We start from the raw sequence: 23,258 nt of genomic DNA on the forward strand, positions 1-23,258 counted from the left end.
AGGTGCCCATGTTCGACGAGAGCTTCGCCTTTCCCAGCAGCCTGCTGCGCCCGGTGACCGGCGCCACCGGGCGGGTCGCGGTGATCGGGGCCGGGGTGGCGGGCCTCGTCGCCGCCTACGAGCTCCAGCGCCGGGGCTTCGGCATCGTCCTGTACGAGCGGTCGAACCAACCCGGCGGACGGGTGCGCACGCACCGCTTCTGGGACGGCACGCACGCCGACCTGGGCGCCATGCGCATCCCCGGGAACCACCACTGCGTCCTCCACTACGTGTCCCAGTTCGGCCTGCGGACCAGGCCGTTCGTCAACTTCAACCCGGACGCCTACTACCACCTGCGCGGCCACCGCGCCCGCGTCCAGGAGGTGCACGCGCTGCACCCGGCGTTCGCGCTGCGCGCCGCCGAGAAGCAGGACCCGCGGCGGATCCTGGACCGGCTGCTGACGGCCGCCTGGGAGACGCTCACCCCCGACCAGCGCCGGCGGGTGCTGGACGGCCACTGGGACGACCCGGCGCTCGACCGGCTCGTCTCGGTGTCGCTGTGGCAGTACGTCCACGAGCACCTGTCGCAGGACGCCTGGGACCTCCTCGGCCACGCCAGCGGCCTGGTCCACTACGAGCAGTCCTCCCTGCTGGAGGTCCTCGTCGACTACTTCGGCCTGTTCCACGCGGGCCAGGTGGAACTGGTCGACGGCACCGACCGCCTGGTGCACGCGTTCGTACGCCGGCTGCGGCCGAGGACCCTCCAGCTGTCCACCCAGATCGACGAGCTCTCGCTGACCCGCCGGGGCGTCCGGGTGCACGGGCGGCGCCTCGGCGGCACGATCACCGAGGACGTCGACTTCGTCGTCTGCTGCGTCCCCGTCCCCGCCCTCGACCAGATCAGCTTCCGGCCCGGCCTGCCCCACCACCAGCGCCACGCGATCCGCGGCATCAGCTACGCCAGCAGCACGAAGACGCTCGTGCACACCAAGCGGCGCGGCTGGGAACTGGACGACCGGATCTTCGGCGGCGGCAGCTTCACCGACATGCCGATCCAGCAGTGCTGGTACCCGTCGGACAACGCCCGGCCCGTCGACGGCCGGACCAACGGGAGCACCGTCGGCAGGCGGCGCTGGGCCGCCCGGGACCCGCAGCGCTCCCACGAGCCCGCGGTGCTCGTCGGCGCCTACCTGTGGGGGGCCAACGCCCGCCGCTTCACCACCCTGCCGCCGGCCGACCGCGACCTGCTGGTCCTGAAGTGCCTGGAACGGCTGCACCCCGGCATCCTCCGCGACGCGGACGACATCGTGCACTGGAACTGGGACGACCAGGTCGGCATGGGCGGCGGCGCCTTCGCCCACCTCGCGCCCGGCGAGCACACCCGGTACCTGACCGGGCTCGGCGCCCCGCACCCGACCGACGACCCGAGGATCTTCTTCGCCGGAGAGCACCTGTCCGGAGCGCACGCCTGGATGCAGGGCGCCGCCCAGTCGGCCCTGGCCGTGGTCGGCCAGGTGATCGACCGGGGGCAGCACGCCGACGACACCGCGCGGCTGCGGGCCGGGTGAGCGCGGCACCGGCGCCCCGGCGCCGAACCGGCGAGCAGAGCGGCGGCCCGGCGGCGGGAGCGGCGCTGCACCGCGACGACCTCGGACCGCTGCTCGCCCCGGCCGCGGCCGCGACCGAGCGGATCGGGCTGGAGATCGAGAACGGCATCGTCGACCCGGAGACCGGGCGGGCCGCCCCCTACGAGGGGAAGAACGGCGTCCGGGCCGTCCTGGAGGCCGTCCTCGCCGAATGGGGCGGCACGGACCGGCGCGACAACGGCCGGCTGACCGGCGTGGACCTGGCGGACACCGCCCAGATCACGCTCGAACACGGCGGCCAGGTCGAGTACTCCTCCGTCCCGGCCGCCGACCTGGCCACGGCCGTGGACGACATGCGGGCCACGATGGAGCGCCTCGCGGAACTCGTCGGGCGCTTCGGCCTGGCCCTCCTGCCCGGCGGCAACCTCCCCTTCGACCGGCTCGACACCGTCTCCTGGGTGCCGATGCTCCGCGGTGCCGTCATGCGCGACTTCTTCGACCGGATCGGCGAGGCCGGCAGCGGGGCCCCGAAGATCATGTCGATGTCGCTGTCCACCCAGGTGCACCTGGACTACCTGTCCGACGAGGACTTCACCCAGAAGCTGCGGATGCTGACCGCCGCGTCCCCGGTGGTCGCCGCACTGCTCGTCAACTCGCCGCTGCAGGGCGGCCGGTCGAACGGGCTGCTCTCGCACAGGTCGCAGAACTGGCTGCGGATGGACCCGCGCCGCTGCGGCGTCCTACCGCCCGCGCTGCGGCCCGACGTGAACGCCGACGACGTCATCGACTGGGCGCTGGGGATCCCGATGATCTACTACCGCGGCCCGGACGGACGGTACCGGCCCGCCCCCGACCGGCCGTTCGCCGAGATCCTGCGGCAGGGCTTCGACGACGGCACCATGCCGACCTTCGACCACTGGGTCTCCCACATGTCGCAGATCTGGACGGACGTCAGGGTCCGCCGGACCCTGGAACTGCGGGCCGGGGACGGCCCGCCGTACCGGCACATCCCGGCCGTACCGGCGCTGTGGGCGGGGCTCGCCTACCACCCGCCCTCGCGGACGGCGGCCTGGGAACTGCTGCGCCACCACGGCGTGGCGGAGCACCGCGCGGCGAAGGCCAGGCTCCCCGCCGACGGCCTGGACACCATGCTCGGCGGCGACCGGGTCCGCGAACTCGCGGCGGAACTCGTCCGGCTCGCCCGGGCAGGCCTGCGGGCCCGGGTCCGCGCCGGCCTGGAACAGCCGAAGGTGCTCGACTACCTCGACCCGCTCGACGAAGTGCTGCGCACCGGGCAGACCTTCGCCGAACAGACCACGGCCCGCTGGGACACCGACCTCCGCCGCGACCCCCGCCGCTACGTCGCGGCCTTCCGCGTCTGAACCCCACGCCCGACCTTCCCGCCCGAGCCGTGGAGTTCTCCGGCCGAAGGGCCTTCCTCGCCCGAACCGTCGCGGGTTAGCGTGACCGGCGGCGGCCGGCCGCCGCCCGCCCACCGGAGAACGAGGAAGCATGGACCAGGACTTCAAGGACATCCCCACCACCACCCTGGCCGACGTGCTCGGGCGCGCCCAGGTCATGGACATCGGCATCCGTCCGCTGTGGGCGGGGGCGCCGCGGGTGGCCGGCCCGGCGTTCACCGTGCAGTGCCCGCCCGGCGACAACCTGATGCTGCACGCGGCGATCTACCGGGCCGAGCCGGGCGCCGTGATCGTCGTCGAGTCGGGCGACCTGGACTACGCGCTGGCCGGCGGCAACGTGTGCGCCGTCGCGCAGCGCCGGGGCGTCGCGGCGTTCGTCGCCGACGGCCTGATCCGGGATCTGGGCGAGGTGCGGGAGCTGGGCTTCCCGGTCTTCGCCCGCGGCGTGATCCCGATCCCGGGGGCCAAGCGGGAGCTCGGCACACACGGCGCCCGGGTGCGCTGCGGCGGCGTGCCGGTGGCGGCCGGTGACGTCGTGGTGGCCGACGAGGAGGGGGTCGTGGTGGTGCCCGCCGACCGGCGCGCCGAGGCCCTGGCGGCGGCCCGCGCCAAGCTGGCCAAGGAGGCCGCCGAGACGCTGGACGACTGGGAGGCGGCGCACCGCACCCGGATCGAGAAGACCCTCGGCGAGCTGGGCTTCACCGGCTGAACCCGGCCCGGTCCGGCTGAACGGGGCCGAGCGGCCGCCCCGGCGAGGCCTCGGCCCTGGCCGACCCGCCGCACCGGTTTGTCCGCCGCCGGCGTATCGCAGCACCTGACCGCCCTGCGCGCGGCGGGTCCGACCAGCGCCCACCGGGCCGGCCACGGCGTCCTCTACGCCCGTACGGCGGTGGGCGATTCATTGTTCGAACCGCCCGAGCAGGCGTTCGACCCGGCGCCGCCCCCGCGACGCCCCACCCGGTGACCCGCCGGTACGAATGGCCCCGCACGGCACACCTCGGCACACCCCCTCCTCATATGATCGGAGCGACATGCGCCATGCTTGGTGATGCAGAGCACGGTACGGAACTTGCGCCGGACGGCCCACCCGCCGAACGGCCGAGAAGGAGGAAGCACGTGGACGACGTTCTGCGGCGCGCCGCACTCTTCGCGGCACTCGACGACGAACAGGCCGGCGAGCTGCGCGCTTCCATGACCGAGGTGACCCTCGCCCGTGGTGAGTCGCTGTTCCACGAGGGCGACCCGGGCGACCGGCTGTACGTCGTCGCCGAGGGCAAGGTCAAGCTGCACCGCGCCTCGCCGGACGGACGCGAGAACATGCTCGCCGTCCTCGGCCCCAGCGAGATGATCGGCGAGCTGTCGCTGTTCGACCCGGGCCCGCGCACCGCGACCGCCAGCGCGCTGACCGAGGTCAAGCTGCTCGGCCTGGGCCACGGCGACCTGCAGCCCTGGCTGCACGCCCGACCCGAGGTCTCCATCGCGCTGCTGCGGGCCATCGCCCGCCGCCTGCGCCGGACCAACGACGTGATGTCCGACCTGGTCTTCTCCGACGTGCCCGGCCGCGTCGCCAAGGCCCTGCTGGACCTCTCCCGCCGCTTCGGCGTGCAGTCCGAGGAGGGCATCCACGTCGCCCACGACCTCACCCAGGAGGAGCTGGCCCAGCTGGTCGGCGCCTCCCGCGAGACGGTCAACAAGGCGCTCGCCGACTTCGCCGGCCGCGGCTGGCTGAAGCTGGAGGCGCGCGCGGTGGTGCTGATGGACGTCGAGCGGCTGTCGCGCCGCTCGCGCTGACCTCGGCGCGCTCACGTCTTCACGCCTTTACGTCTTCACGCCGTAACCGCCGAAGGGCCCGTCCGCGCGGACGGGCCCTTCGGCGTTCCCCTTCGGCGTTCCGTTGCCCGCCCCGCGCGCGACGGGATCAGTCGAGGCCCGGGATCAGCCCGTGCTCCTCCAGGTACTCCAGCTGCGCCCGGACCGAGAGCTCGGCGGCCGGCCAGAGCGCCCGGTCGACGTCGGCGTAGACCCGGGCCACCACCTCGTCCGCGGTCCGGCAGCCGGCCTCGACCGCGGTCTCCACCTGGGCGAGCCGGTTGGCCCGGTGGGCGAGGTAGTAGTCGACGGCGCCGAGCGCGTCCGCGAGCGCCGGACCGTGGCCGGGCAGCACCGTCCGCACGCCGTGCGCGGAGGCCATCGTGTGCAGGTGGCGCAGCGAGTCCAGGTAGTCGCCGAGCCGGCCGTCGGGGTGGGCGACCATCGTGGTGCCGCGGCCGAGGACGGTGTCGCCGGTGAGGATCGCGCCGTCGGCGGGCAGGTGGAAGGTCAGCGAGTCCGAGGTGTGGCCCGGGGTGGCGACCACCCGCAGGTCGAGGCCGCCGACGTCCAGCCGCTGGCCGTTGACCAGGCCCTCGGAACCCAGCCGGTGCGCCGGGTCCAGGGCGCGCACCTCGGTGCCGGTGAGTTCGGCGAAGCGGGCCGCGCCCTCGGAGTGGTCGGCGTGGCCGTGGGTGAGCAGGGTCAGCGCGACGCGTTTGCCCTGCTGTTCCGCGAGGTCGACCACCCGGCGCAGGTGGCCCTCGTGCAGCGGGCCGGGGTCGACCACCACGGCGAGGTCCGAGCCGGGCTCGGAGAGCAGCCAGGTGTTGGTGCCGTCCAGCGTCATCGGCGACGGGTTCGGCGCCAGCACGCACAGCGCCCGGGGCGTGGCCTCGCCGTCGATGGTGGCGGCCGGGTCGCCCGGCAGGAGCCCGCTCACCGGTTGTCCCCGCGGGGCCGGTGCAGGGCCCTGAGCGGCAGGACCCGGACGAGCGGCCGCTGGGCCGTCTCGACGAACGGGACCGGACTCTCGCAGGCCGGGGTACGGGGGATCAGGCGGCGGGCGGGCAGCTCGGGTGCCGTCCGGCGAGCCACGGCGTTGTGGGTCATCGGGCGTCGGTCCTCTCTGTTCTCTGTTTCGAGTCTGTTCGGCGGCGTCGTCGGCGACAGCGCCGACGAGGGCGGGGCCGGTGCGGTCAGGCGTCCTCGGGGAAGTCCCCGTCGATGGTCAGTTCGTCGTACCCGGGCCAGCGGACCGTCATCCGGTCGCCCCGGACCTCGGCCCGGCCCAGCACCGGCTCCAGCGACCGCCCGGCGGCCGCGTCCAGCGCCTCCGCGGCGGTGCGCACCGGCGCCAGCTCGCGCAGCACCGTCACGGTCGGCGGCAGCATCCCGAACCGGCCCTCCCGGTAGCCGAGAACGGCCTCGGCGGGCGTCAGCCAGGCCACCCGGTCGGCCTCGCCGACCTCCAGGGCCGCGCTCTGCCCGGCCGGCAGCGCCGCGACGAAGAACCAGGTGTCGTAGCGGCGCTCCTCGAACTCCGGGGTGACCCAGCGGGCCCAGCCGCCCAGCAGGTCGCTGCGCAGCACCAGGGCGTGGTCGCGGAGGAACTCGGCGAAGGACAGCTCGTGCGCCTCCAGCGCCGCCCGCTCGGCGCTCCAGTCGCGCGGCGCGGCGACGCTGTCCGCGTCCGGGCCGGCCAGCAGGACGCCGGCTTCCTCGAAGGTCTCGCGGACGGCCGCGCAGACCACCGCCCGCGCCGTCCGGGCGTCCACCCCGAGCCGCCGCGCCCACTCCTCGGGCGCCGGTCCGGCCCAGCCCGTCTCCACTTCGGCGTCGCGCGGATCCACCCCGCCGCCCGGGTAGGCGTACATGCCGGCCGCGAAGGCCATCGAGGTGCGCCGGCGCAGCAGGTACGCCTGCGGCCCGGCGGCCGCGTCGCGCAGCAGCACGACCGTCGCGGCGAGCCTGGGCACCGGCGGGGTCAGCACGCCGGAGTCGACCGCCCGGATCCGGGCGGGCCAACCGGGCGGCATCGGGAGCGTCGTCGCTCGATGGTCCATGCCCGGATGCTAAGCGTACGAAGGCGGGGTTGGACAGGCCCAACCCCGCCTTTCGCGATCACACTCAGCTGCTCTTGACGCGCACCTGGAGCTCGACCTCGACCGGGGCGTCCAGCGGCAGCACCGCGACGCCGACCGCACTGCGGGCGTGCACCCCGGCCTCGCCCAGCACCTTGCCGAGCAGCTCGCTGGCACCGTTGATCACGCCCGGCTGACCGGTGAAGTCGGGGGCGGAGGCGACGAAGCCGACCACCTTCACGACCCGCTCGATCTGGTCCAGGTCGCCGATCACCGACTTGATCGCGGCCAGCGCGTTCAGCGCGCAGGTCTGCGCGAGCTCCTTGGCCTCCTCCGGGGAGACCTCGGCGCCGACCTTGCCGGTGCTCGGCAGCTTGCCGCCGACGACCGGCAGCTGGCCGGAGGTGAACACGAACTCGCCCGAGCGCAGGGCCGGCACGTACGCGGCGACCGGAGTGGCCACCGGCGGCAGGGTCAGCCCCAGGTCGGCGAGCTTGGCCTCGACCTTGCTCATGCGTTCTTCTCCCGCTTGAAGTAGGCCACCAGCTGCTCCGGGTTCGGGCCCGGCACGACCTGGACGAGCTCCCAGCCGTCCGAGCCGAAGTTGTCCAGGATCTGCTTGGTGGCGTGCACGAGCAGAGGCGCCGTCATGTATTCCCACTTGGTCATGGCCAGACTCTAGACGAGCGGCCACCGCGATCGGCGCCGCCCACGGACCGGCGTGTGAGGTGGCCCACAAAGGGGGCATGATTCAGGCCCGGCCCCCCTGGTGCTCCGGGCATCCGGCGCGCTCCCTGGTTACCCTCGCGAGAGGGCACCGGTAGTTCGGGCCGGCCGACGGAGCGGCCCCGGCCCACGAGACGGACGGAGACGGAGCGTGGCACGCACCCCCGGCCAGGCGGCCCGGCGCGACCCCGACTGGGAGGGCGTCCGGCTGCACGTGGTCAGCGGCAAGGGCGGCACCGGGAAGACCACGCTGGCCGCCGCGCTGGCGCTGGCGCTCGCCGCCGACGGCGGCCGGGTGCTGCTGATCGAGGTCGAGGGGCGCCAGGGCATCGCCGAACTGTTCGGCATCGCCGCCCTCCCGTACGAGGAGCGCCGGATCGCCGCGGTCTCCCGCGCCCAGCTGGGCCTGCCCCCCGACGACGGGGGCGGCGGGGGCGGCGGCGAGGTGTTCGCGCTGGCCATCGACCCCGAGCAGGCGCTGCTCGAGTACCTGGAGATGTTCTACAAGCTCGGCCGGGCCGGCAAGGCGCTGCAGAAGGTCGGCTTCGTCGACTTCGCGACCACCATCGCGCCCGGCGTACGGGACGTCCTGCTCACCGGCAAGGCCTGCGAGGCGGCCCGGCGCAAGGGCCCCGACGGCCGCCGCCGCTACGACGCGGTCGTGATGGACGCGCCGCCGACCGGGCGGCTCACCCGGTTCCTGAACGTGAACGCCGAGGTCGCCGGGCTGGCCCGGATCGGGCCGATACACACCCAGGCGCAGGCCGTGATGCGGGTGCTGAAATCGCCGGAGACCGCGGTGCACCTGGTCACCCTGCTGGAGGAGATGCCGGTGCAGGAGACGGTCGACGGCTTCGCCGAGCTGCGCGAGGCCAGGCTCCCGGTGGGCGGGGTGATGGTCAACATGGTCCGGCCGCCGGTGCTGGACGCCGCGGCGGTGGCCGCGGTGGACGGGAACCACCGCGAGGAGGTCGCCCTGGCCCTCGGCGAGGCCGGGCTCGGCGGACGCTCGCGCAAGCCGGAGACGGTCCGGGCGGCGGTGGAGCCGCTGCTCGACCCGCTGCTGGAACAGGCCAGGGAGCACGCCGAGCGGGTCGAGCTGGAGCGCGAGCAGCGCGCCGACCTCCAGCAACTGCGGCTCCCCACGTACGAACTGCCACTGCTGGGCGAGGGCGTGGACCTCGGCGGGCTGTACCGGCTGGCGGGCGAACTGAAGCGGCAGGGGGCGGCGTGACCACCAACGGAACCAGCGGAGCCGGCGGGAACGGCGGGGCCGGCCGGGCCCACGGCGGCGGTAGCAGCGGCGGGGTCGGCAACGGCGGCAGCGGTGTCCGGGCCGCCGGCAGCCGGCTCGCCGTCGACAGGCTGATCGACGACCCGAGGACCAGGATCATCGTCTGCTGCGGCTCCGGCGGCGTCGGCAAGACCACCACCGCCGCGGCGATCGGCCTGCGGGCCGCCGAACGCGGCCGCAAGGTCGTCGTTCTGACCATCGACCCGGCCCGCCGGCTCGCCCAGTCGATGGGCCTCACCGAGCTGGACAACACCCCCCGGGTCGTCAAGGGGGTCACCGGCGACGGTGAGCTGCAGGCCATGATGCTCGACATGAAGCGGACCTTCGACGAGGTCGTGCTCGCCCACGCCGAGCCCGAACGGGCCAAGGCGATCATGGAGAACCCGTTCTACCAGTCCCTGTCGGCCGGCTTCGCGGGCACGCAGGAGTACATGGCGATGGAGAAGCTCGGGCAGCTGCGCGACGCCGAGGAATGGGACCTGATCGTCGTCGACACCCCGCCGTCCCGCTCCGCGCTGGACTTCCTGGACGCGCCCAACCGGCTCGGCTCCTTCCTCGACGGCCGGGTGATCCGGATCCTGACCGCCCCGGCCAAGGTCGGCGGCCGCAGCGCGATGAGGTTCCTCAACGCCGGCATGGGCCTGATCACCGGCACCCTGGGCAAGATCTTCGGCGCCCAGCTGCTCACCGACGTGCAGACCTTCGTCAGCGCGATGGACTCCATGTTCGGCGGCTTCCGCGAGCGCGCCGACCGCACGTACCAGCTGCTCAAGGCGCCGGGCACGGCGTTCCTGGTGGTGGCCGCGCCGGAGCGGGACGCGCTGCGCGAGGCGGCGTACTTCGTCGACCGGCTCGCCGCGGACCGGATGCCGCTGGCCGGTCTGGTGCTCAACCGGGTGCACGGCTCGGGCGCGCCGCAGCTCACCGCGGAACGGGCGCTGGCGGCCGCCGAGGCACTGGAGGAGAACGGCTCGGAGCACGCCTCGCCCGAGGCCGAACTGCTCGCGGCCGGGCTGCTGAGGCTGCACGCCGAACGGATGCAGATCATGGGGCGGGAGCGCCGCACCCGCGACCGCTTCGTCTCCGTGTACCCGGACGTGCCGATCGTGGAGGTCGCCGCGCTGCCGGGCGACGTGCACGACCTGGACGGGCTGCGCGCCATCGGGGACCGGCTCAGCGGCACCGCGTAGGCACCGGCCCGGCCCGGGCGCCCGGCACCGGAGCGCCCGGCGCGAACGCCCTCGATGCGGATGTCCTCGATGCGGATGTCCTCAGCGTGAACGTCCTCGGCGCGGGTGCGCCGGACACGGGTGCGCCAGGCACCGATGTCCTCAGCCCGATGGCCCCCCGGCACCGGTCTGCCACGGCGCGGGTCCGCACCGCGCCGGTGTGCTCAGCCCGCCTGGGCGTAGTCCGTCAGTATCACGCCGGTCGCGAGGGACTCCTCGTACTCGGTGCGGGCCGTCTCCAGCAGCCTCCGCCACGAGATGACCGTCGGGCGGCGGCGCAGCAGCGCCCGGCGCTCGCGTTCCGTCATCCCGCCCCAGACTCCGAACTCGACCCGGTTGTCCAGTGCGTCCGCCAGGCACTCCGTGCGGACGGGGCAACCGCTGCACACCGCCTTGGCGCGATTCTGCGCCGCCCCCTGGACGAACAACTCGTCCGGATCACTCGTGCGGCAGGCGGCCTGCGCACTCCAGTCGTCAACCCAGCCCATCCCGGCGCCGTCCTCTCCCGTATCGAGGCTCCCCCACGGCGGCAACGGCATATTCACCGTTGCCAGTTGAGGACGTTACGGAAGAACGACAGCGAGCAACAGCCCCTCCGGGCTCAATCTCGCATGACCCGATTGGACTATGGGTACCGGTCAGCTCACTCGTTGGAGTGATCGCAGGTCGCAAGCCTTGTCAATCGCGGCGCGGCAACTCTCGCCACGCGCGTCATCACGGAGCGCTACCGTTCACACGGATACAGCAGGCCCCAGCCGCCTCAAAAACCCTCTAATATCGGGCAATTCGGGCAAGTCTCTGCACTCACAAGAGTGAATGGTGTTGACGCACCGAAGCTGTCGCAAGCTTGTGACAAGCGTAGGGGAACACCTGCCCCTATGGGCGGGATTCCGGGACGTAGGGTTCTCCTCATGGCACCGAAGCGCCCCCAGGCATCCCAGCCCCCAGGCAACACCGGAGCTCCGCGCGATAAGCGCCGCGAGTCGCCGCTCGACATCGCGGGACACGGAGTGAAGTTCCTGGGCGTCAGCGTGCTCTCCGGAGTCCTGCTGGCAGGCCTCGCCCTGCCCGCCGTCGGCGCCATCGGGCTGACCGCCAAGGACACGGCGGAGAGCTTCTCCAACATCTCCGATGACTTCAAGACCCCGCCGCTCACCCAGGCGACGCAGATCTTCGACGCCAAGGGCGGCCTGATCGCCAAGGTGTACGAGCGCGACCGCACCGTCCTCACCGCCGACCAGATGTCACCGTTCATGCGGCACGCCCAGGTCGACATCGAGGACGCCCGCTTCTACGAGCACGGCGCCGTCGACCTCAAGGGCGTGCTCCGCGCCATCGGCAAGAACGCCGAGAGCGGCACCACCTCGCAGGGCGCCTCGACGCTGACCCAGCAGTACGTGAAGAACGTCAACGTCGAGAAGGCCGGCGACGACCAGGCCGCGGTGCTGGAAGCGCAGCGCAAGACCCTGGGTCGCAAGATCCAGGAACTCAAGGTCGCGATCAAGCTGGAAGAGGACCTGTCGAAGGACCAGATCCTCACCAACTACCTCAACATCACCTTCTACGGCCACCAGGCCTACGGCATCGAAGCCGCCTCCCAGCGCTACTTCAGCAAGAGCAACAAGGACCTGACCGTCGCCGAGGCCGCCACCCTGGCCGGCATGGTGCAGAACCCGTCGTCCTACGACCCGGTGCGCTACCCCGACAACACGGTCAAGCGCCGCAACGTCGTGATCGACAAGATGCTCGAGAACAAGCACATCACCGCGGACCAGGCCAAGGAGGCCAAGGCCGCCCCGCTGGGCCTGAAGTTCAAGGACCCGCAGAACGGCTGCATCACCGCCCAGGCCGGCATGGGCTTCTTCTGCGACTACGTGCGCCACGTGGTCAAGCAGGACCCGGCGTTCGGCAAGAGCGTCGCCGACCGCAAGAAGCTGTGGGACACCGGCGGCCTGAACATCTACACCACGCTGGACCCGGACAAGCAGGCCGCCGCCCAGAACGCCGTCACCAAGAAGGTCAACGTGACGGACACGGTCTCGGCCGCCGCGACCATGATGGAGCCCGGCACCGGCAAGATCCTGGCCATGGCCCAGACCCGCCCGTACGGCCTGGACCCGAACAAGAACCAGACCGTCGTCAACCTCAACGTCGACTCCGCGATGGGCGGCGGCAACGGCTTCCAGACCGGCTCGACGTTCAAGCCGATCCTCGCCGCGGCAGCCCTGGAGTCGGGCCTGTCGCCCACCCAGCCGTTCCCCTCCGAGAACAAGATCGACTACCCGCAGATGACCACCTGCACGGGTACCTGGAGGAACACCGACAAGCCCAAGGCCACGGTGAAGAACGAGTCGACCGGCGAGGTCGGCCCGTACGAGCTCAAGCAGGCCATGGCCCTCTCGGTCAACACCTACTTCGTGCAGATGGAGCAGCAGGTCGGCCTCTGCGCGATGAAGCAGATGGCCAACAAGCTGGGCATCACCCAGTCCGCCAAGGGCGACGCCTTCCAGGAGGTCCCCTCGATGGTCCTCGGCACCCTGGAGCTCAGCCCGCTGACCATGTCGAACGTCTACGCGACCTTCGCGGCCCGCGGCAAGTACTGCACCCCGGTCGCGATCAACAAGATCAGCACGGTCGACGGCAAGGAGGTCAAGGTCCCGCAGACCACCTGCAGCCAGGCCTTCTCCGAGCAGACCGCGGACGCCCTCAACACCGTCCTGCTCAACGTGACCGAGAAGGGCACCGCGGCCGCGCTCAAGCTCGACGACGGCCGGCAGATCGCCGGCAAGACCGGTACCACCGACGAGAAGAAGGCCGCCTGGTTCAGCGGCTACACCCCGTCGCTGGCCACCTCCGTCTGGCTCGGCGGCCCGGCCGGCGGCGTCAAGATGAAGAACATCAACATCGGCGGCAAGCACTTCGACGAGGTGTTCGGCGCCGACGGCCCCGGTCCGATCTGGCAGCTGGCGATGAACCAGGCCCTCAAGGGCTCGTCGCCGGAGCAGATCCAGACCATCAACATCCCGGACCCGGCGCCCAAGACCGACCCCAACGCCAACCAGAGCGGCGGGGCCACGCCGCCGGCCGACCCCAACGCCCAGCAGCAGCCCGGCGGCAACCCGCCGCCCCAGGGCGGGAACCCCGCGGGGAGCCCCGGTGGCAACCCGGGCGGGAACCCGGGTGGGAACCCCGGCGGCGGCAACCCGGGCGGCGGCAGCAACAACGCCGGCGGGATGATCGGCGGCGGGTTCACCTTCCCGCCGGGCGTCATCGGCGGGAACAACGGCGGCAACGGTGGAAACGGCAACGGCGGCAAGCACGGCGGCAACAACGGCTGACCGGCCCCCGGCCCGGGCACGACACGACGAAGGGGCGCCCTCCGAGATCACTCTCGGAGGGCGCCCCTTCGGGCTTGGCCGACGGTGCCATCCGGGCCCTGGACCTTCGGGCCCTGGCCACCGGCACCCTTCTGGCCTTCGGGTCTGGCGGCGGGGCTCAGCCCGTCAGCGCCGCCTTCACCGCGGCGGCCACCCGGCCGCCCTCCGCCAGGCCGTCCACCTTCGGCTTCACCAGCTTCATCACGGCGCCCATCGCCTGCGGACCGGCCGCCCCGCTCTCGGCGACGGCGGCCGCCACGATCGCGGTCAGCTCCTCGTCGGAGAGCTGCTTGGGCAGGTACCCCGCCAGCACCTCGCCCTCCAAACGCTCCCGGGCCGCCTGCTCCACCCGGCCCGCGGTGTCGAACGCCTCCGCCGCCTCCCGGCGCTTCTTCGCCTCGCGGCCGATCACCTTCAGCACCTCGTCATCGGACAGCTCGCGCTTCGCCTTACCCGCCACCTCCTCGCTGGTGACGGCGGCCAGCGTGAGCCGGATGGTGGACGAGCGCAGCTCGTCCCGGTCCCTGATCGCGGCCGTGAGGTCCTCGTGCAGCTTCGCCTTGAGCGTCGTCATGGCCCCGAGTCTCCCACCTGCGGCGTTCGGTCGCTTGCCATTAACCGGCCCGTCGGCAGACACCGGGGCCACCGGCACGCAGCGGACCCGCCGGTGGCCCCGCATCCGCGCACGGCCACCGGACGTTCACCGGCTGATCCACCGTCTGAGAGCATGGAGCGATGCGACCGCTGTACTCCGTTCCCCTCGGCTTCGCCGCCGCCGGCGCCGCCTGCCTCGCCTACTCCGTCGGGTACGAGGTCCGTTCCTTCCGGCTCCGCCGGGTCGAGGTCCCCGTCCTGCCCCACGGCGCCCGGCCCATCCGGGTACTGCAGGTCTCCGACATCCACATGGTGAGCGGGCAGGGCAAGAAGCAGCGCTGGCTGCAGAGCCTCGCCGGCCTGCGCCCCGACCTCGTCGTCAACACCGGCGACAACCTCTCCGACCCCCTCGGCGTCCCCGCCGCCCTGGACGCGCTCGGGCCCCTCATGGACTTCCCCGGCGTCTACGTCTTCGGCTCCAACGACTACTACGGCCCGGCCCGCAAGAACCCGGCCCGCTACCTCCAGGCGATGCGCAGCGGCGCCCACGGCCTCAACAACGCCGACGGCACCGGCCGCCGCGGCATCACCGACGCCGTCCACAACCCGTGGGAGAAGCTCCGCGACGGCTTCGACGCGGCCGGCTGGCTCGACCTCACCAACACCCGCGGCCGGCTCACCATCGACGGCCTCGACCTCGAATTCACCGGCCTCGACGACCCGCACATCCGCCGCGACCGCTACAGCGAGGTCGCCGGCGGCCCCTCCCCCGACGCCGACCTCTCCCTCGCCGTCGTCCACGCCCCCTACCTGCGCGTCCTCGACGCCTTCACCGCCGACCGCTACCCGCTGATCCTGGCCGGCCACACCCACGGCGGCCAGCTCTGCATCCCCTTCTACGGCGCCCTGGTCACCAACTGCGACCTCGATGCCCGACGGGTCAAGGGCCTCTCCACCCACCAGGCCGGCGGCCGCCGCTCCTACCTCCACGTCTCCGCCGGCTGCGGCACCAACCGCTACACCCCCGTCCGCTTCGCCTGCCCCCCCGAGGCCACCCTCCTCACCCTCACCCCGGCCCCCCGCTGACCTGCACCGGACGCCCGCCAAGAACCGGATTTCGTGTCTCGGCGAGCGTCCGGTAGAGTTCTACTCGTTGCGAAGGAGACGGAGCAACAAACCGCAGGACCGGGGTGTGGCGCAGCTTGGTAGCGCGCTTCGTTCGGGACGAAGAGGCCGTGGGTTCAAATCCCGCCACCCCGACCCAGTACAGAGGGCCCATCGGAGAAATCCGGTGGGCCCTCTGGCGTTGTGCGCGACCGACGTTGTACGTGACCGACTGAGTGACCGAGCCTCAGTGTGGAGCGCCCGCCTGTGCCGCAGCCCGTGCGGAGTTTCCCGGGATCTGGGCCGACGGCGAAGGTGGGGGCAGCCCCCGCGAGTGGAGATCAGGGCCCTGCCGGAGGTGTTTCGGGAGGGCCCTTTGGTGTGGGTGGGGGTGTCAGAGGGTGGTGGGGAGGTCGGTGCGGGAGGTGATGTGGAGTTTGGGGTACGCCTTGTAGAGGTGGTGGGCGATGGTGCGGGGGCTGAGGAAGAGTTGGGCGGCGATCTCGCGGTTGGTGAGGCCTTGGGCGGCCAGGCGGGTGATCTGGAGTTCCTGGGGGGTGAGGGGGGAGTCGGGGGTGCCGGTGGGGCTGGTGGTGGGGGCCGGGGTGCCGGTGGCGGTGAGTTCGGTGCGGGCGCGGGCGGCCCAGGGGTGGGCGGCGAGGCGTTCGAAGGTTTCGAGGGCGGCGCGCAGGTGGGGGCGGGCGTCGGTGCGGCGGCGGGAGCGGCGCAGCCATTCGCCGTAGAGGAGGGCGGTGCGGGCCTGCTCGAAGGGGCGGTGGGTGCCTTCGTGGAGGTCGAGGGCGGCGCGGTAGGCCGGTTCGGCGAGTTCGTCGGGGCCGAGCAGGGCCTGGCAGCGGAGCCGGAGCGCTTCGGTCCAGGGGCGGTCGGCGGCGGCGCTCCAGCGGGCGAAGCGTTCGTAGGGTTCGGCGGAGCGTTCGGGGGTGCCGAACCGGACGGCGGCTTCGACCAGGTCGGGGACGGCCCGGGTGGCGCTGACGTGGTGCCGGTGGGGGCCTGTGGTGAGGGTGTGCAGCCGGTCGGCGGCGTCGCCGGCGCGGCCGTGGCCGAGGTCGAGCAGGGCCAGTGCCCAGTGGGCCCAGGGGCGGCCGGCGGCGGGGGCGGCGGTCTGCGGGCCGGTGGTGGCGAGGGATTCGGCGGTGAGCCGGGTGCAGCGGTCGGTGTCACCGTCGAGGGCGGCCAGGTAGGCGAGGAGTGCGGTGAGTTGGCTGGTCCACTGGTGCTGGCCGGTGTCGCGGGCGAGGGCGAGGGCTTCGGTGGCGGTGACTTCGGCGTCGCGGTGGCGGCCGTGGAAGAGTTCGGCCTCGGCGAGGAAGAACTGGAGGGTGGGCATCACGCCGATGGTGCCCTTGGCGCGGGCTTCGGCGACGAGTTCGCCGCCGAGTTCGGCGGTCTCGTCGTCGCGGCCGAGGATGAGGGTGGCGCCGCAGAGTTGGACGAGGTCGACGGGGGTTTCGGCGCCGGCCTTGCGGGCTGCCGCGGCGGTGTCGCGGGCGGCGGGGGGCTGCGGTGCGGGCCGGCCGAGGGCGGGGAGTACGGCGGCGGGCAGGTGGCGGGCGAGCGGGGTGAGCGGGTTGTCGTCGGCGAGCGGTAGCGCGGCCAGCCGGTCGAGGACGGCGATCACCGGTTCCTCGCCCGCGTACCAGGCGGTGTGGAAGGCCTGGAACAGCATCCGGGCGGCGTGCGGCGCCTCGATGGCGGTGCCGGCGGCGTCGAGCAGCAGCCGGTAGGCGGTCGGGTAGGAGCCGCGCCAGAAGTGCGCGGTGGCCCGGACCTGGTCGAGCAGGGCGTGTGCCAGGGGGTTGTCGGTGCGGGCCCCGGCTTCGTCGGCGAGCGTCTCGGCCTGCGCCAACTTCCCTTCTTCGGTGGCGGCTTCGGCGGCCAGGACGAGGCGGCGGGTGGCAGCGTCGCGGTCCGGGGTGAGCCGGGCGGCCCGCTCGTACGCGGCGGCGGCGCCGCCGTGGGCGCCGCGGGCCTCGGCGCGGACGGCGGTGCGTTCCAGCGCATCGGCGAGGGCGGCGTCGGGGGCGGTGGCGGCGTGGGCCTGGTGCCAGGTCCGGCGGTCGCCGTCCGGCAGCGCTCCGGCGATGGCCTGATGGATCGTCAGTCGCTGGTGGTGCGGGGCACGTTGCAGGATGGCGGTGCGCAGGAGCGGGTGGCGGAAGGCGATCCGGCGGTCGGGGGTGACGCTCGCCAGGCCCGATTCCTCGGCGGGGCCGAGGTGTTCGGCGGGGACGCCGAGGGCGGCCGCGGCGGGCAGGACGACGTCGAGTTCGCCGGTCTCCTCGGCGGCGGCGACCAGCAGGAGGGTCTGGGTGGCCGGGGGCAGGCCGGTGACCTGGCCGTGGAAGGCGATCAGCAGCCGGCTGGTGAGCGGCAGGCCGCCGGGCGCGGGCGCCGGCGAGCCGGGGGTGTTCGCCTGTGCCCCGGTGGCGATGGGGAGTTCGGTGAGGGCGAGCGGGTTGCCGGCCGCCTCGACGAGCAGCCGCTCGCGGACGGCGGCGGGCAGGTCGGGGCCGGCCCGGTGGTCCAGGAGCCGGGCGGCGTCGGGCTCGGGCAGGCCGGTCAGTCGGAGCTCGGGGAAGCCCGTGGTCGGGAGTTCCGGTGCGGCGCCGCCAGTACGGGCGGCGAGCAGCAGGGCGACCCCTTCGGCCTGGAGCCGGCGGGCGGCCAGCAGCAGGGCGTCGAGGGAAGCGTCGTCCAGCCACTGTGCGTCGTCGACGACGCACAACAGGGGCTGTTCGGCGGCGAGTTCGGCGAGCAGTCCGAGGGTGGCGAGCCCGACCAGCAGCCGGTCGGCCGGGGCGCGTTCCTCGGCGAGCCCGAACGCCGCCTCCAGGGCGCGCCGTTGCGGCCCGGGCAGGGCGTGCAGCCGGTCGAGGCCGGGTGCGAGCAGCAGGCTCAGCCCGGCGAAGGGCAGTTCCGCCTCGTACTCGACGCCTGCCGCCCGGACCACCCGGAACGCCTCGCCCGCCCGCCCGACGGCGTGGTCCAGCAGCGCGGTCTTGCCGATCCCGGGCTCGCCCCGGAGCAGCAGCACCCCGCTGCGGCCTTCACGTGCCGCGTCCAACAGTCCCGCCACGACGGACTGTTCGTGTTCCCTCCCGTACAGCATGCCCCCGACCCTACCGAGGCCCTCCCGGCCGCAGGTACGGGCGGGCCCGCCGAGCACACCTACGTACCCACCGCCGGACGCTACGTACCCCCATGCCGATACGTGACTGATTCGCCCGCGCCGGCCCGTCCCTACCTTGGTGAGCAGCGGGAACGAGCCGCTCAACCACCCACCGGGACACGGGAGAAGACCATGACCGAGATCACCGCCACCGCCCTCCAGCAGCTCGCCGAGCGCTACCTCGCGGTCTGGAACGAGACCGACCCGGCCGCCCGCCGCAAGCTGATCGACGAGGTGTGGGCCGTGGACGGCCGGTACACCGACCCGCTGGCCGCCGTCGCCGGCCGGGACGCGATCGACGCGCTGATCGGCGCGGCCCAGGCCCAGTTCCCCGGGCTGGAGTTCACCCTCGGACCGGTGGACGCGCACCACGACATCGCCCGGTTCACCTGGAACCTCGGGCCGGCCGGCGCCGAGCCGGTGGTGATCGGCTTCGACGTCCTGGTGGCCTCGCCGGACGGGCGGATCGGCTCGGTGTACGGATTCCTGGACCGCGTCCCGGGCGCCTGACGGCAGGCCGGACGGGTCGGGGGCGACCCCCACCGCCCCCGACCCACTCCCTCCAACCCCACTGAGGAGAAGCCGAGATGAGCTCCGCCCTGACCGCCCGCCCCTCGACCGCGACCGCGACCGCGACCGCGACCGGCAACGCAACCGACAATGCGCCCGGCGCCGCGAGCACCACCGCGAGCAGCGCTGCGAGCACCACCGCGCCGGAGGCCGAGGCGGCGGCCGGCGCCCCGCGCGGCCTGCTGGCGGTCGTCCTGACCGCCACCTTCATGACCGCCCTCGACTTCTTCGTCGTCAACGTCGCCGTCCCGTCCGTCCAGGCCGACCTGGGCGCCGGACCGGCCGCCGTCCAGTGGGTGATCGCCGGGTTCAGCCTGGCCCTCGCCGCCGGCCTGGTCACCGCCGGCCGGCTCGGCGACCGGTACGGTCGGCGCCGGGTGTTCGGGCTCGGCCTGGCCCTGTTCACCCTCGCCTCCGCGGGCTGCGGCCTCGCCCCCACCGCCGCCGCACTGGTCGGCGCCCGGGTGGTGCAGGGCCTGGCGGCGGCGCTGATGGGCCCGCAGGTGCTGGCGATCCTGCGGACGGCGTTCAGCGGCGCGGCGCAGGCGCGGGCCTTCGCCCGGTACGGGCTGACCATGGGCGTCGGCGCGGTGTTCGGCCAGTTGATCGGCGGGCTGCTGATCCGGGCGGACCTCTTCGGCCTCGGCTGGCGCAGTTGCTTCCTGATCAACCTGCCGATCGGTCTGGCCGCCCTGGCCCTGGTCCGCCGCTGCCTGCCGGAGTCGCGCGCCCCGCAACGGCCGGGCCTGGACCCGGTGGGCGTGCTGCTGGTCACCACCGCGCTGACCGCCCTGGTGCTGCCGCTGATCCAGGGCCCCGCACAGGGCTGGCCGTTGTGGACCTGGCTCTGCCTGGGCGGCGCGGTCGCCCTGCTGGCCGGCTTCGTGGTGCATCAGCACCGCACCCGGACCCGCGCCACCGCCACCGCCACCGGCTCCGGCAGCGACTCCGCCGCCCCGCTGGTCGACACCCGGCTGTTCCGGACCAGGGCCTTCGGCGCCGGTCTGCTCGCCCAGCTCGCCTTCTGGCTCGGCCAGGCGTCCTTCTTCCTGGTGCTCGCCCTGTACCTCCAGCTGGGCCGCGGCCTGGACGCGCTCGGCGCCGGGCTGGTGTTCACGGCGATCGGCCTCGGCTACCTGCTCACCTCCAACGCCACCCACCGCGTCGCCGCCCGGCTCGGCGGGGCCCGGACGATCGGCGTCGGCGGGCTGCTGATGACCGTCGGGCTGGGCCTGCTCGCCCTCGCGGTGTACGGCGCGCCGGGCGGGAGCGTGTGGTGGCTGACGCCGGGGCTGTTCGTGGACGGCCTGGGGATGGGCCTGGTGATCGCCCCGGTGACCTCCGTGGTGCTGGCCGGGGTCGAGCCCCAGCTGGTCGGCTCGGCCGCCGGGGTGCTGGCCACCGTGCAGCAGGTCGGCGGGGCGCTGGGCATCGCGCTGATCGGCCTGCTCTACTACGGCGGGGGCGACCCGGCGGCCGCGTTCGGCCGCAGCGTGACGGCGCTGGCGGTGCTGGAGCTGGTGCTGGTGGGCCTGGTCCGGCTGCTGCCGCGGAAGGGCTAGCGGGACCGAGCGGGCGCGCAGGAGCAGGCGGGCTCACAGGAGCGGACGGGCTCCCGGGAACGGGCGGGAGGGACGGGGCGAGTGGGGCGGGCGGGTGAGCTGCGGCCACCCGCCCGCCCCGTTCCGTCCCCCGCCCGTTCCGTTCTGTCCCCCCGATCGGGTTGGATGGTCGGATGAGCGAGGAGAAGAGCGCCGTACCGGCGTGGGAGCAGCGGTTCAGGGCAGCACGGGTGTCACTCCCCGACTGGGCCGAGGACGCCCCCGACCGGGCGCTGTACGTGTCCAACGCGACCGGCACCTACGAGGTCTACGCCTGGGACCGGGCCACCGGCACCCACCGGCAGGTCACCGACCGGCCGAACGGCACCACCGACGCCGAGCTGTCCCCCGACGGCTCCTGGGTGTGGTGGTTCGACGACCACGACGGCGACGAGTTCGGCGTCTGGCGCCGCCAGCCCTTCGCCGGCGGGCCCGCGGACCGCAGCGCCGGCACCCCCGACGAGGAGGCCGTGCCCGGCCTCGCCCCCTCCTACTCGGCCGGCCTGGCGCTCGGCCGCGACGGCACGGTGGTCGTCGGACGTTCCACCGACGAGGACGGCACCACCCTGCACCTGCGCCGCCCCGGCGCGGCCGAGGCCGTCGAGATCTACCGGCACGCGGAGTACGGCGGCGTCGGCGACCTCAGCTACGACGGCACGCTGCTCGCCATCGACCACACCGAGCACGGCGACGCGATGCACTCCGCGATCCGGATCGTCCGCCTCTCCGACGGCACGAGCGGCACGACGAGCACGCCCGTAGCGCCCGTAGAGCCCGCCGAAACCGTCGAAACCGTCGAAACCGTCGCCGAACTCGACGAGGTGACCGGCCGGGACGAGCCGCGCGGCGTCGCCTGCCTCGGCTTCGCCCCGGTCGACGGCGACACCCGGCTGCTGGTGGCCCACCAGCGCACCGGCCGCTGGGAGCCGATGATCTGGGACGTCGTCACCGGCGCCGAGACCGCGCTGCCGCTGCGCGACGAGCAGGGGCGCGAGCTGCCCGGCGACGTCTCCGCGCAGTGGTGCCCCGGCGCCGAGACGCTGCTCGTCGAGCACGAGTACGAGGCGCGCAGCGAACTGTTCTCGTACACGCTCGCCGACGGTCGGCTGACCCGGCTGGACACCCCGCGCGGCACCGTCGGCGGCGCCACCGCCCGTCCGGACGGCACCGTCGAGTACCTGTGGTCCTCCGCCGCCGAGCCCTCCGCCGTCCGCTCCACCGCCGGGACGGTAGTGCTGCGGGCGCCCGGTGCGGTGCCGCCCGGCTCCGTCCCGGTCGAGGACGTCTGGGTGGACGGGCCCGGCGGGCGGGTGCACGCCCTGGTGCAGCGTCCGACCGGGGCGGGCGAGGGCCCCTTCCCGACCGTGTTCGAGATCCACGGCGGCCCCACCCACCACGACAGCGACTCCTTCGCCGCCGGCCCGGCCGCCTGGCTGGACCACGGCTTCGCGGTGGTCCGGGTCAACTACCGCGGCTCCACCGGCTACGGCCAGGCCTGGACCGACGCCCTGCACGAGCGGGTCGGCCTGATCGAGCTGGAGGACATCGCGGCCGTCCGGGAGTGGGCGGTCGCCGGCGGCCTCGCCGACCCGCGCCGGCTGGTGCTCACCGGCGGCAGCTGGGGCGGCTACCTGACCCTGCTGGGCATCGGCGTCCAGCCGGACAGCTGGACGCTGGGCGTCGCCGCCGTGCCCGTCGCGGACTACCACACCGCGTACGCCGACGAGATGGAGGCGCTCAAGTCGCTGGACCGCACCCTCTTCGGCGGCACCCCGGAGGAGGTCCCGGAGCGCTTCACCGCCTCCTCGCCGCTCAGCTACGTCGAGCAGGTGCGGGTGCCGGTCTACATCAGCGCCGGGGTCAACGACCCGCGCTGCCCGATCCGGCAGATCGAGAACTACGTCGAGCGGCTGGAGCAGTCGGGCAAGCCGCACGAGGTCTACCGGTACGACGCCGGGCACGGGTCGCTGGTGGTGGAGGAGCGGATCAAGCAGCTGCGGCTGGAGATCGACTTCGTCCGACGGCACCTCGCCGCGGCGTCGGAGGCCGGGACCGGAACCGAGGCCGGAACCGGGACCGGGACCGGGGCTGACGACAGGGCCGGCGACGGGGAGACGGTGTGAGGCGTCTGCTGACGCTCGCGGGAGTGGCGGTGGCCGGGGCCCTGGTGCTCACCGGCTGCTCGGGCGGGCACGGCGCCGAGGCCGCCTGCCCGCCCCCGGCCGGCCCCGCGGTGCCCAGCCCCACGCCGACCACGGCCGCGCCGACCCCAGCAGCCGCACCAACCGCACCGGCCGCCACCGCGACCCGCGCGAGCGCGGCGGGGCCGAGCGCGGCTGGGCCGGGGGCCGCCGTCGCCCGAGCGGCGTACGCGCCTGCGGCGGGCGAGGACGCGGTCCAGCTCGCCAAGGGATCCAGCGGGTCGAAGGGCTCGTCCGGCTCGAAGGGCTCCGGCTCCAAGGGGACGAAGACCGGGCGCACCGTGCACCACCACATCGACCACTACGACTCGAACGACGACGTGAGCGGCGGCCACGGCCGCTGCCACGACGAGCCGGCGTTCACCGGGTCGCCGACACCGGTGCCGTCCTCCCCGACGGCGCCCGGGAAGCCGACGACCGCACCGGTCGTCCCGGCCCTGCCGTCCGCCCCGTCCGCCCCCGGCAAGCCAACCCGCTGAGGCGGGCCGAC

General features: G+C 73.8%; 20 protein-coding genes, 1 tRNA gene and 1 pseudogene. 14 read left to right on the plus strand and 8 right to left on the minus strand.

Features of this window, described 5'->3' with window-relative positions:
- Positions 1–8 precede the first annotated feature (8 nt).
- The 5 genes and pseudogenes from ACFWPT_RS03495 (at position 9) to ACFWPT_RS03515 (ending at position 4,777) form a co-directional block, all read left to right on the plus strand.
- The gene (locus ACFWPT_RS03495; protein ID WP_380377244.1) at positions 9–1,547 is read left to right on the plus strand and encodes a flavin monoamine oxidase family protein; all 1,539 of its coding nucleotides are present in this window, start codon (positions 9–11) and stop codon (positions 1,545–1,547) included.
- Positions 1,544–2,947: a glutamate-cysteine ligase family protein gene (locus ACFWPT_RS03500; RefSeq protein WP_063348666.1), complete on the plus strand. Its 1,404-nt coding sequence runs from the start codon at positions 1,544–1,546 to the stop codon at positions 2,945–2,947. Before ACFWPT_RS03495 ends, ACFWPT_RS03500 begins: the two co-directional genes overlap by 4 nt.
- 130 nt (positions 2,948–3,077) lie before the next feature.
- Positions 3,078–3,695, plus strand: a complete 618-nt coding sequence (locus ACFWPT_RS03505) for an RraA family protein (RefSeq protein WP_380479263.1) — start codon at positions 3,078–3,080, stop codon at positions 3,693–3,695.
- 66 nt (positions 3,696–3,761) lie between these two features.
- Positions 3,762–3,950 (plus strand): annotated as a pseudogene (locus tag ACFWPT_RS03510) (transcriptional regulator); the annotation flags it as partial.
- Between the two features lie 152 nt (positions 3,951–4,102).
- Positions 4,103–4,777, plus strand: coding sequence for a Crp/Fnr family transcriptional regulator (locus tag ACFWPT_RS03515; RefSeq protein ID WP_030240972.1), 675 nt, complete (start codon positions 4,103–4,105; stop codon positions 4,775–4,777).
- 127 nt (positions 4,778–4,904) lie between these two features.
- On the opposite strand, the gene ACFWPT_RS03520 is transcribed toward ACFWPT_RS03515, so the two are convergent.
- The 5 genes from ACFWPT_RS03520 to ACFWPT_RS03540 form a co-directional block, all read right to left on the minus strand.
- A complete protein-coding gene (locus tag ACFWPT_RS03520) occupies positions 4,905–5,738 on the minus strand; it encodes an MBL fold metallo-hydrolase (RefSeq protein WP_380479266.1) in 834 nt (277 codons plus the stop codon).
- The gene (locus tag ACFWPT_RS03525) at positions 5,735–5,908 is read right to left on the minus strand and encodes a hypothetical protein (protein ID WP_363370507.1); all 174 of its coding nucleotides are present in this window, start codon (positions 5,906–5,908) and stop codon (positions 5,735–5,737) included. The genes ACFWPT_RS03520 and ACFWPT_RS03525 overlap by 4 nt, the downstream gene beginning before the upstream one ends.
- Positions 5,909–5,994: 86 nt before the next feature.
- Positions 5,995–6,861, minus strand: a complete 867-nt coding sequence (locus tag ACFWPT_RS03530) for an NUDIX hydrolase (protein WP_380479269.1) — start codon at positions 6,859–6,861, stop codon at positions 5,995–5,997.
- A gap of 64 nt (positions 6,862–6,925) precedes the next feature.
- Positions 6,926–7,393, minus strand: coding sequence for a RidA family protein (locus ACFWPT_RS03535; protein WP_380479272.1), 468 nt, complete (start codon positions 7,391–7,393; stop codon positions 6,926–6,928).
- On the minus strand, positions 7,390–7,548 hold the full coding sequence (locus tag ACFWPT_RS03540) for a DUF4177 domain-containing protein (protein WP_167745864.1): 159 nt from the start codon (positions 7,546–7,548) through the stop codon (positions 7,390–7,392). The genes ACFWPT_RS03535 and ACFWPT_RS03540 overlap by 4 nt, the downstream gene beginning before the upstream one ends.
- Before the next feature lie 208 nt (positions 7,549–7,756).
- Here ACFWPT_RS03540 and ACFWPT_RS03545 point away from each other — a divergent pair, with 208 nt between their 5' ends.
- Together ACFWPT_RS03545 and ACFWPT_RS03550 are read left to right on the plus strand one after the other, a co-directional pair.
- Positions 7,757–8,839, plus strand: coding sequence for an ArsA-related P-loop ATPase (locus tag ACFWPT_RS03545; protein WP_063348661.1), 1,083 nt, complete (start codon positions 7,757–7,759; stop codon positions 8,837–8,839).
- Between the two features lie 131 nt (positions 8,840–8,970).
- Positions 8,971–10,089: an ArsA family ATPase gene (locus ACFWPT_RS03550; RefSeq protein WP_063351282.1), complete on the plus strand. Its 1,119-nt coding sequence runs from the start codon at positions 8,971–8,973 to the stop codon at positions 10,087–10,089.
- Between the two features lie 203 nt (positions 10,090–10,292).
- On the opposite strand, the gene ACFWPT_RS03555 is transcribed toward ACFWPT_RS03550, so the two are convergent.
- On the minus strand, positions 10,293–10,616 hold the full coding sequence (locus ACFWPT_RS03555) for a WhiB family transcriptional regulator (protein ID WP_030240986.1): 324 nt from the start codon (positions 10,614–10,616) through the stop codon (positions 10,293–10,295).
- 423 nt (positions 10,617–11,039) lie between these two features.
- On the opposite strand from ACFWPT_RS03555, the gene ACFWPT_RS03560 reads away from it, so the two are divergent.
- Positions 11,040–13,466, plus strand: coding sequence for a transglycosylase domain-containing protein (locus ACFWPT_RS03560; RefSeq protein WP_079135766.1), 2,427 nt, complete (start codon positions 11,040–11,042; stop codon positions 13,464–13,466).
- Positions 13,467–13,623: 157 nt separating this feature from the next.
- Here ACFWPT_RS03560 and ACFWPT_RS03565 read toward each other — a convergent pair whose 3' ends face one another.
- A complete protein-coding gene (locus tag ACFWPT_RS03565; RefSeq protein WP_363370512.1) occupies positions 13,624–14,079 on the minus strand; it encodes a GatB/YqeY domain-containing protein in 456 nt (151 codons plus the stop codon).
- Between the two features lie 161 nt (positions 14,080–14,240).
- Between ACFWPT_RS03565 and ACFWPT_RS03570 the strand changes: the two genes are divergently transcribed.
- Both ACFWPT_RS03570 and ACFWPT_RS03575 read left to right on the plus strand, forming a co-directional pair.
- Positions 14,241–15,185 (plus strand): metallophosphoesterase, encoded by a 945-nt coding sequence (locus ACFWPT_RS03570; protein WP_063348659.1) that lies wholly within the window; start codon positions 14,241–14,243, stop codon positions 15,183–15,185.
- Positions 15,186–15,285: 100 nt separating this feature from the next.
- Positions 15,286–15,359: transfer RNA gene (locus tag ACFWPT_RS03575), tRNA-Pro, on the plus strand.
- 238 nt (positions 15,360–15,597) lie between these two features.
- Here ACFWPT_RS03575 and ACFWPT_RS03580 read toward each other — a convergent pair.
- A complete protein-coding gene (locus tag ACFWPT_RS03580) occupies positions 15,598–18,336 on the minus strand; it encodes an AAA family ATPase (protein ID WP_380479273.1) in 2,739 nt (912 codons plus the stop codon).
- Positions 18,337–18,528: 192 nt separating this feature from the next.
- On the opposite strand from ACFWPT_RS03580, the gene ACFWPT_RS03585 reads away from it, so the two are divergent.
- The 4 genes from ACFWPT_RS03585 to ACFWPT_RS03600 all read left to right on the plus strand — a co-directional run bounded on the left by ACFWPT_RS03585 (position 18,529) and on the right by ACFWPT_RS03600 (position 23,247).
- Complete coding sequence (locus ACFWPT_RS03585; protein ID WP_350881950.1) at positions 18,529–18,906, plus strand: nuclear transport factor 2 family protein; 378 nt, start codon at positions 18,529–18,531, stop codon at positions 18,904–18,906.
- 77 nt (positions 18,907–18,983) lie between these two features.
- Entirely contained in the window at positions 18,984–20,528 is a 1,545-nt protein-coding gene (locus tag ACFWPT_RS03590) for an MFS transporter (protein ID WP_380479275.1), read from the plus strand.
- Positions 20,529–20,701: 173 nt separating this feature from the next.
- A complete protein-coding gene (locus ACFWPT_RS03595) occupies positions 20,702–22,690 on the plus strand; it encodes a S9 family peptidase (RefSeq protein ID WP_380479276.1) in 1,989 nt (662 codons plus the stop codon).
- Positions 22,687–23,247 (plus strand): hypothetical protein, encoded by a 561-nt coding sequence (locus ACFWPT_RS03600; protein ID WP_380479277.1) that lies wholly within the window; start codon positions 22,687–22,689, stop codon positions 23,245–23,247. Before ACFWPT_RS03595 ends, ACFWPT_RS03600 begins: the two co-directional genes overlap by 4 nt.
- Positions 23,248–23,258: the final 11 nt, after the last annotated feature.

Source organism: Kitasatospora sp. NPDC058478 (assembly GCF_042720345.1).
Classification (GTDB): domain Bacteria; phylum Actinomycetota; class Actinomycetes; order Streptomycetales; family Streptomycetaceae; genus Kitasatospora.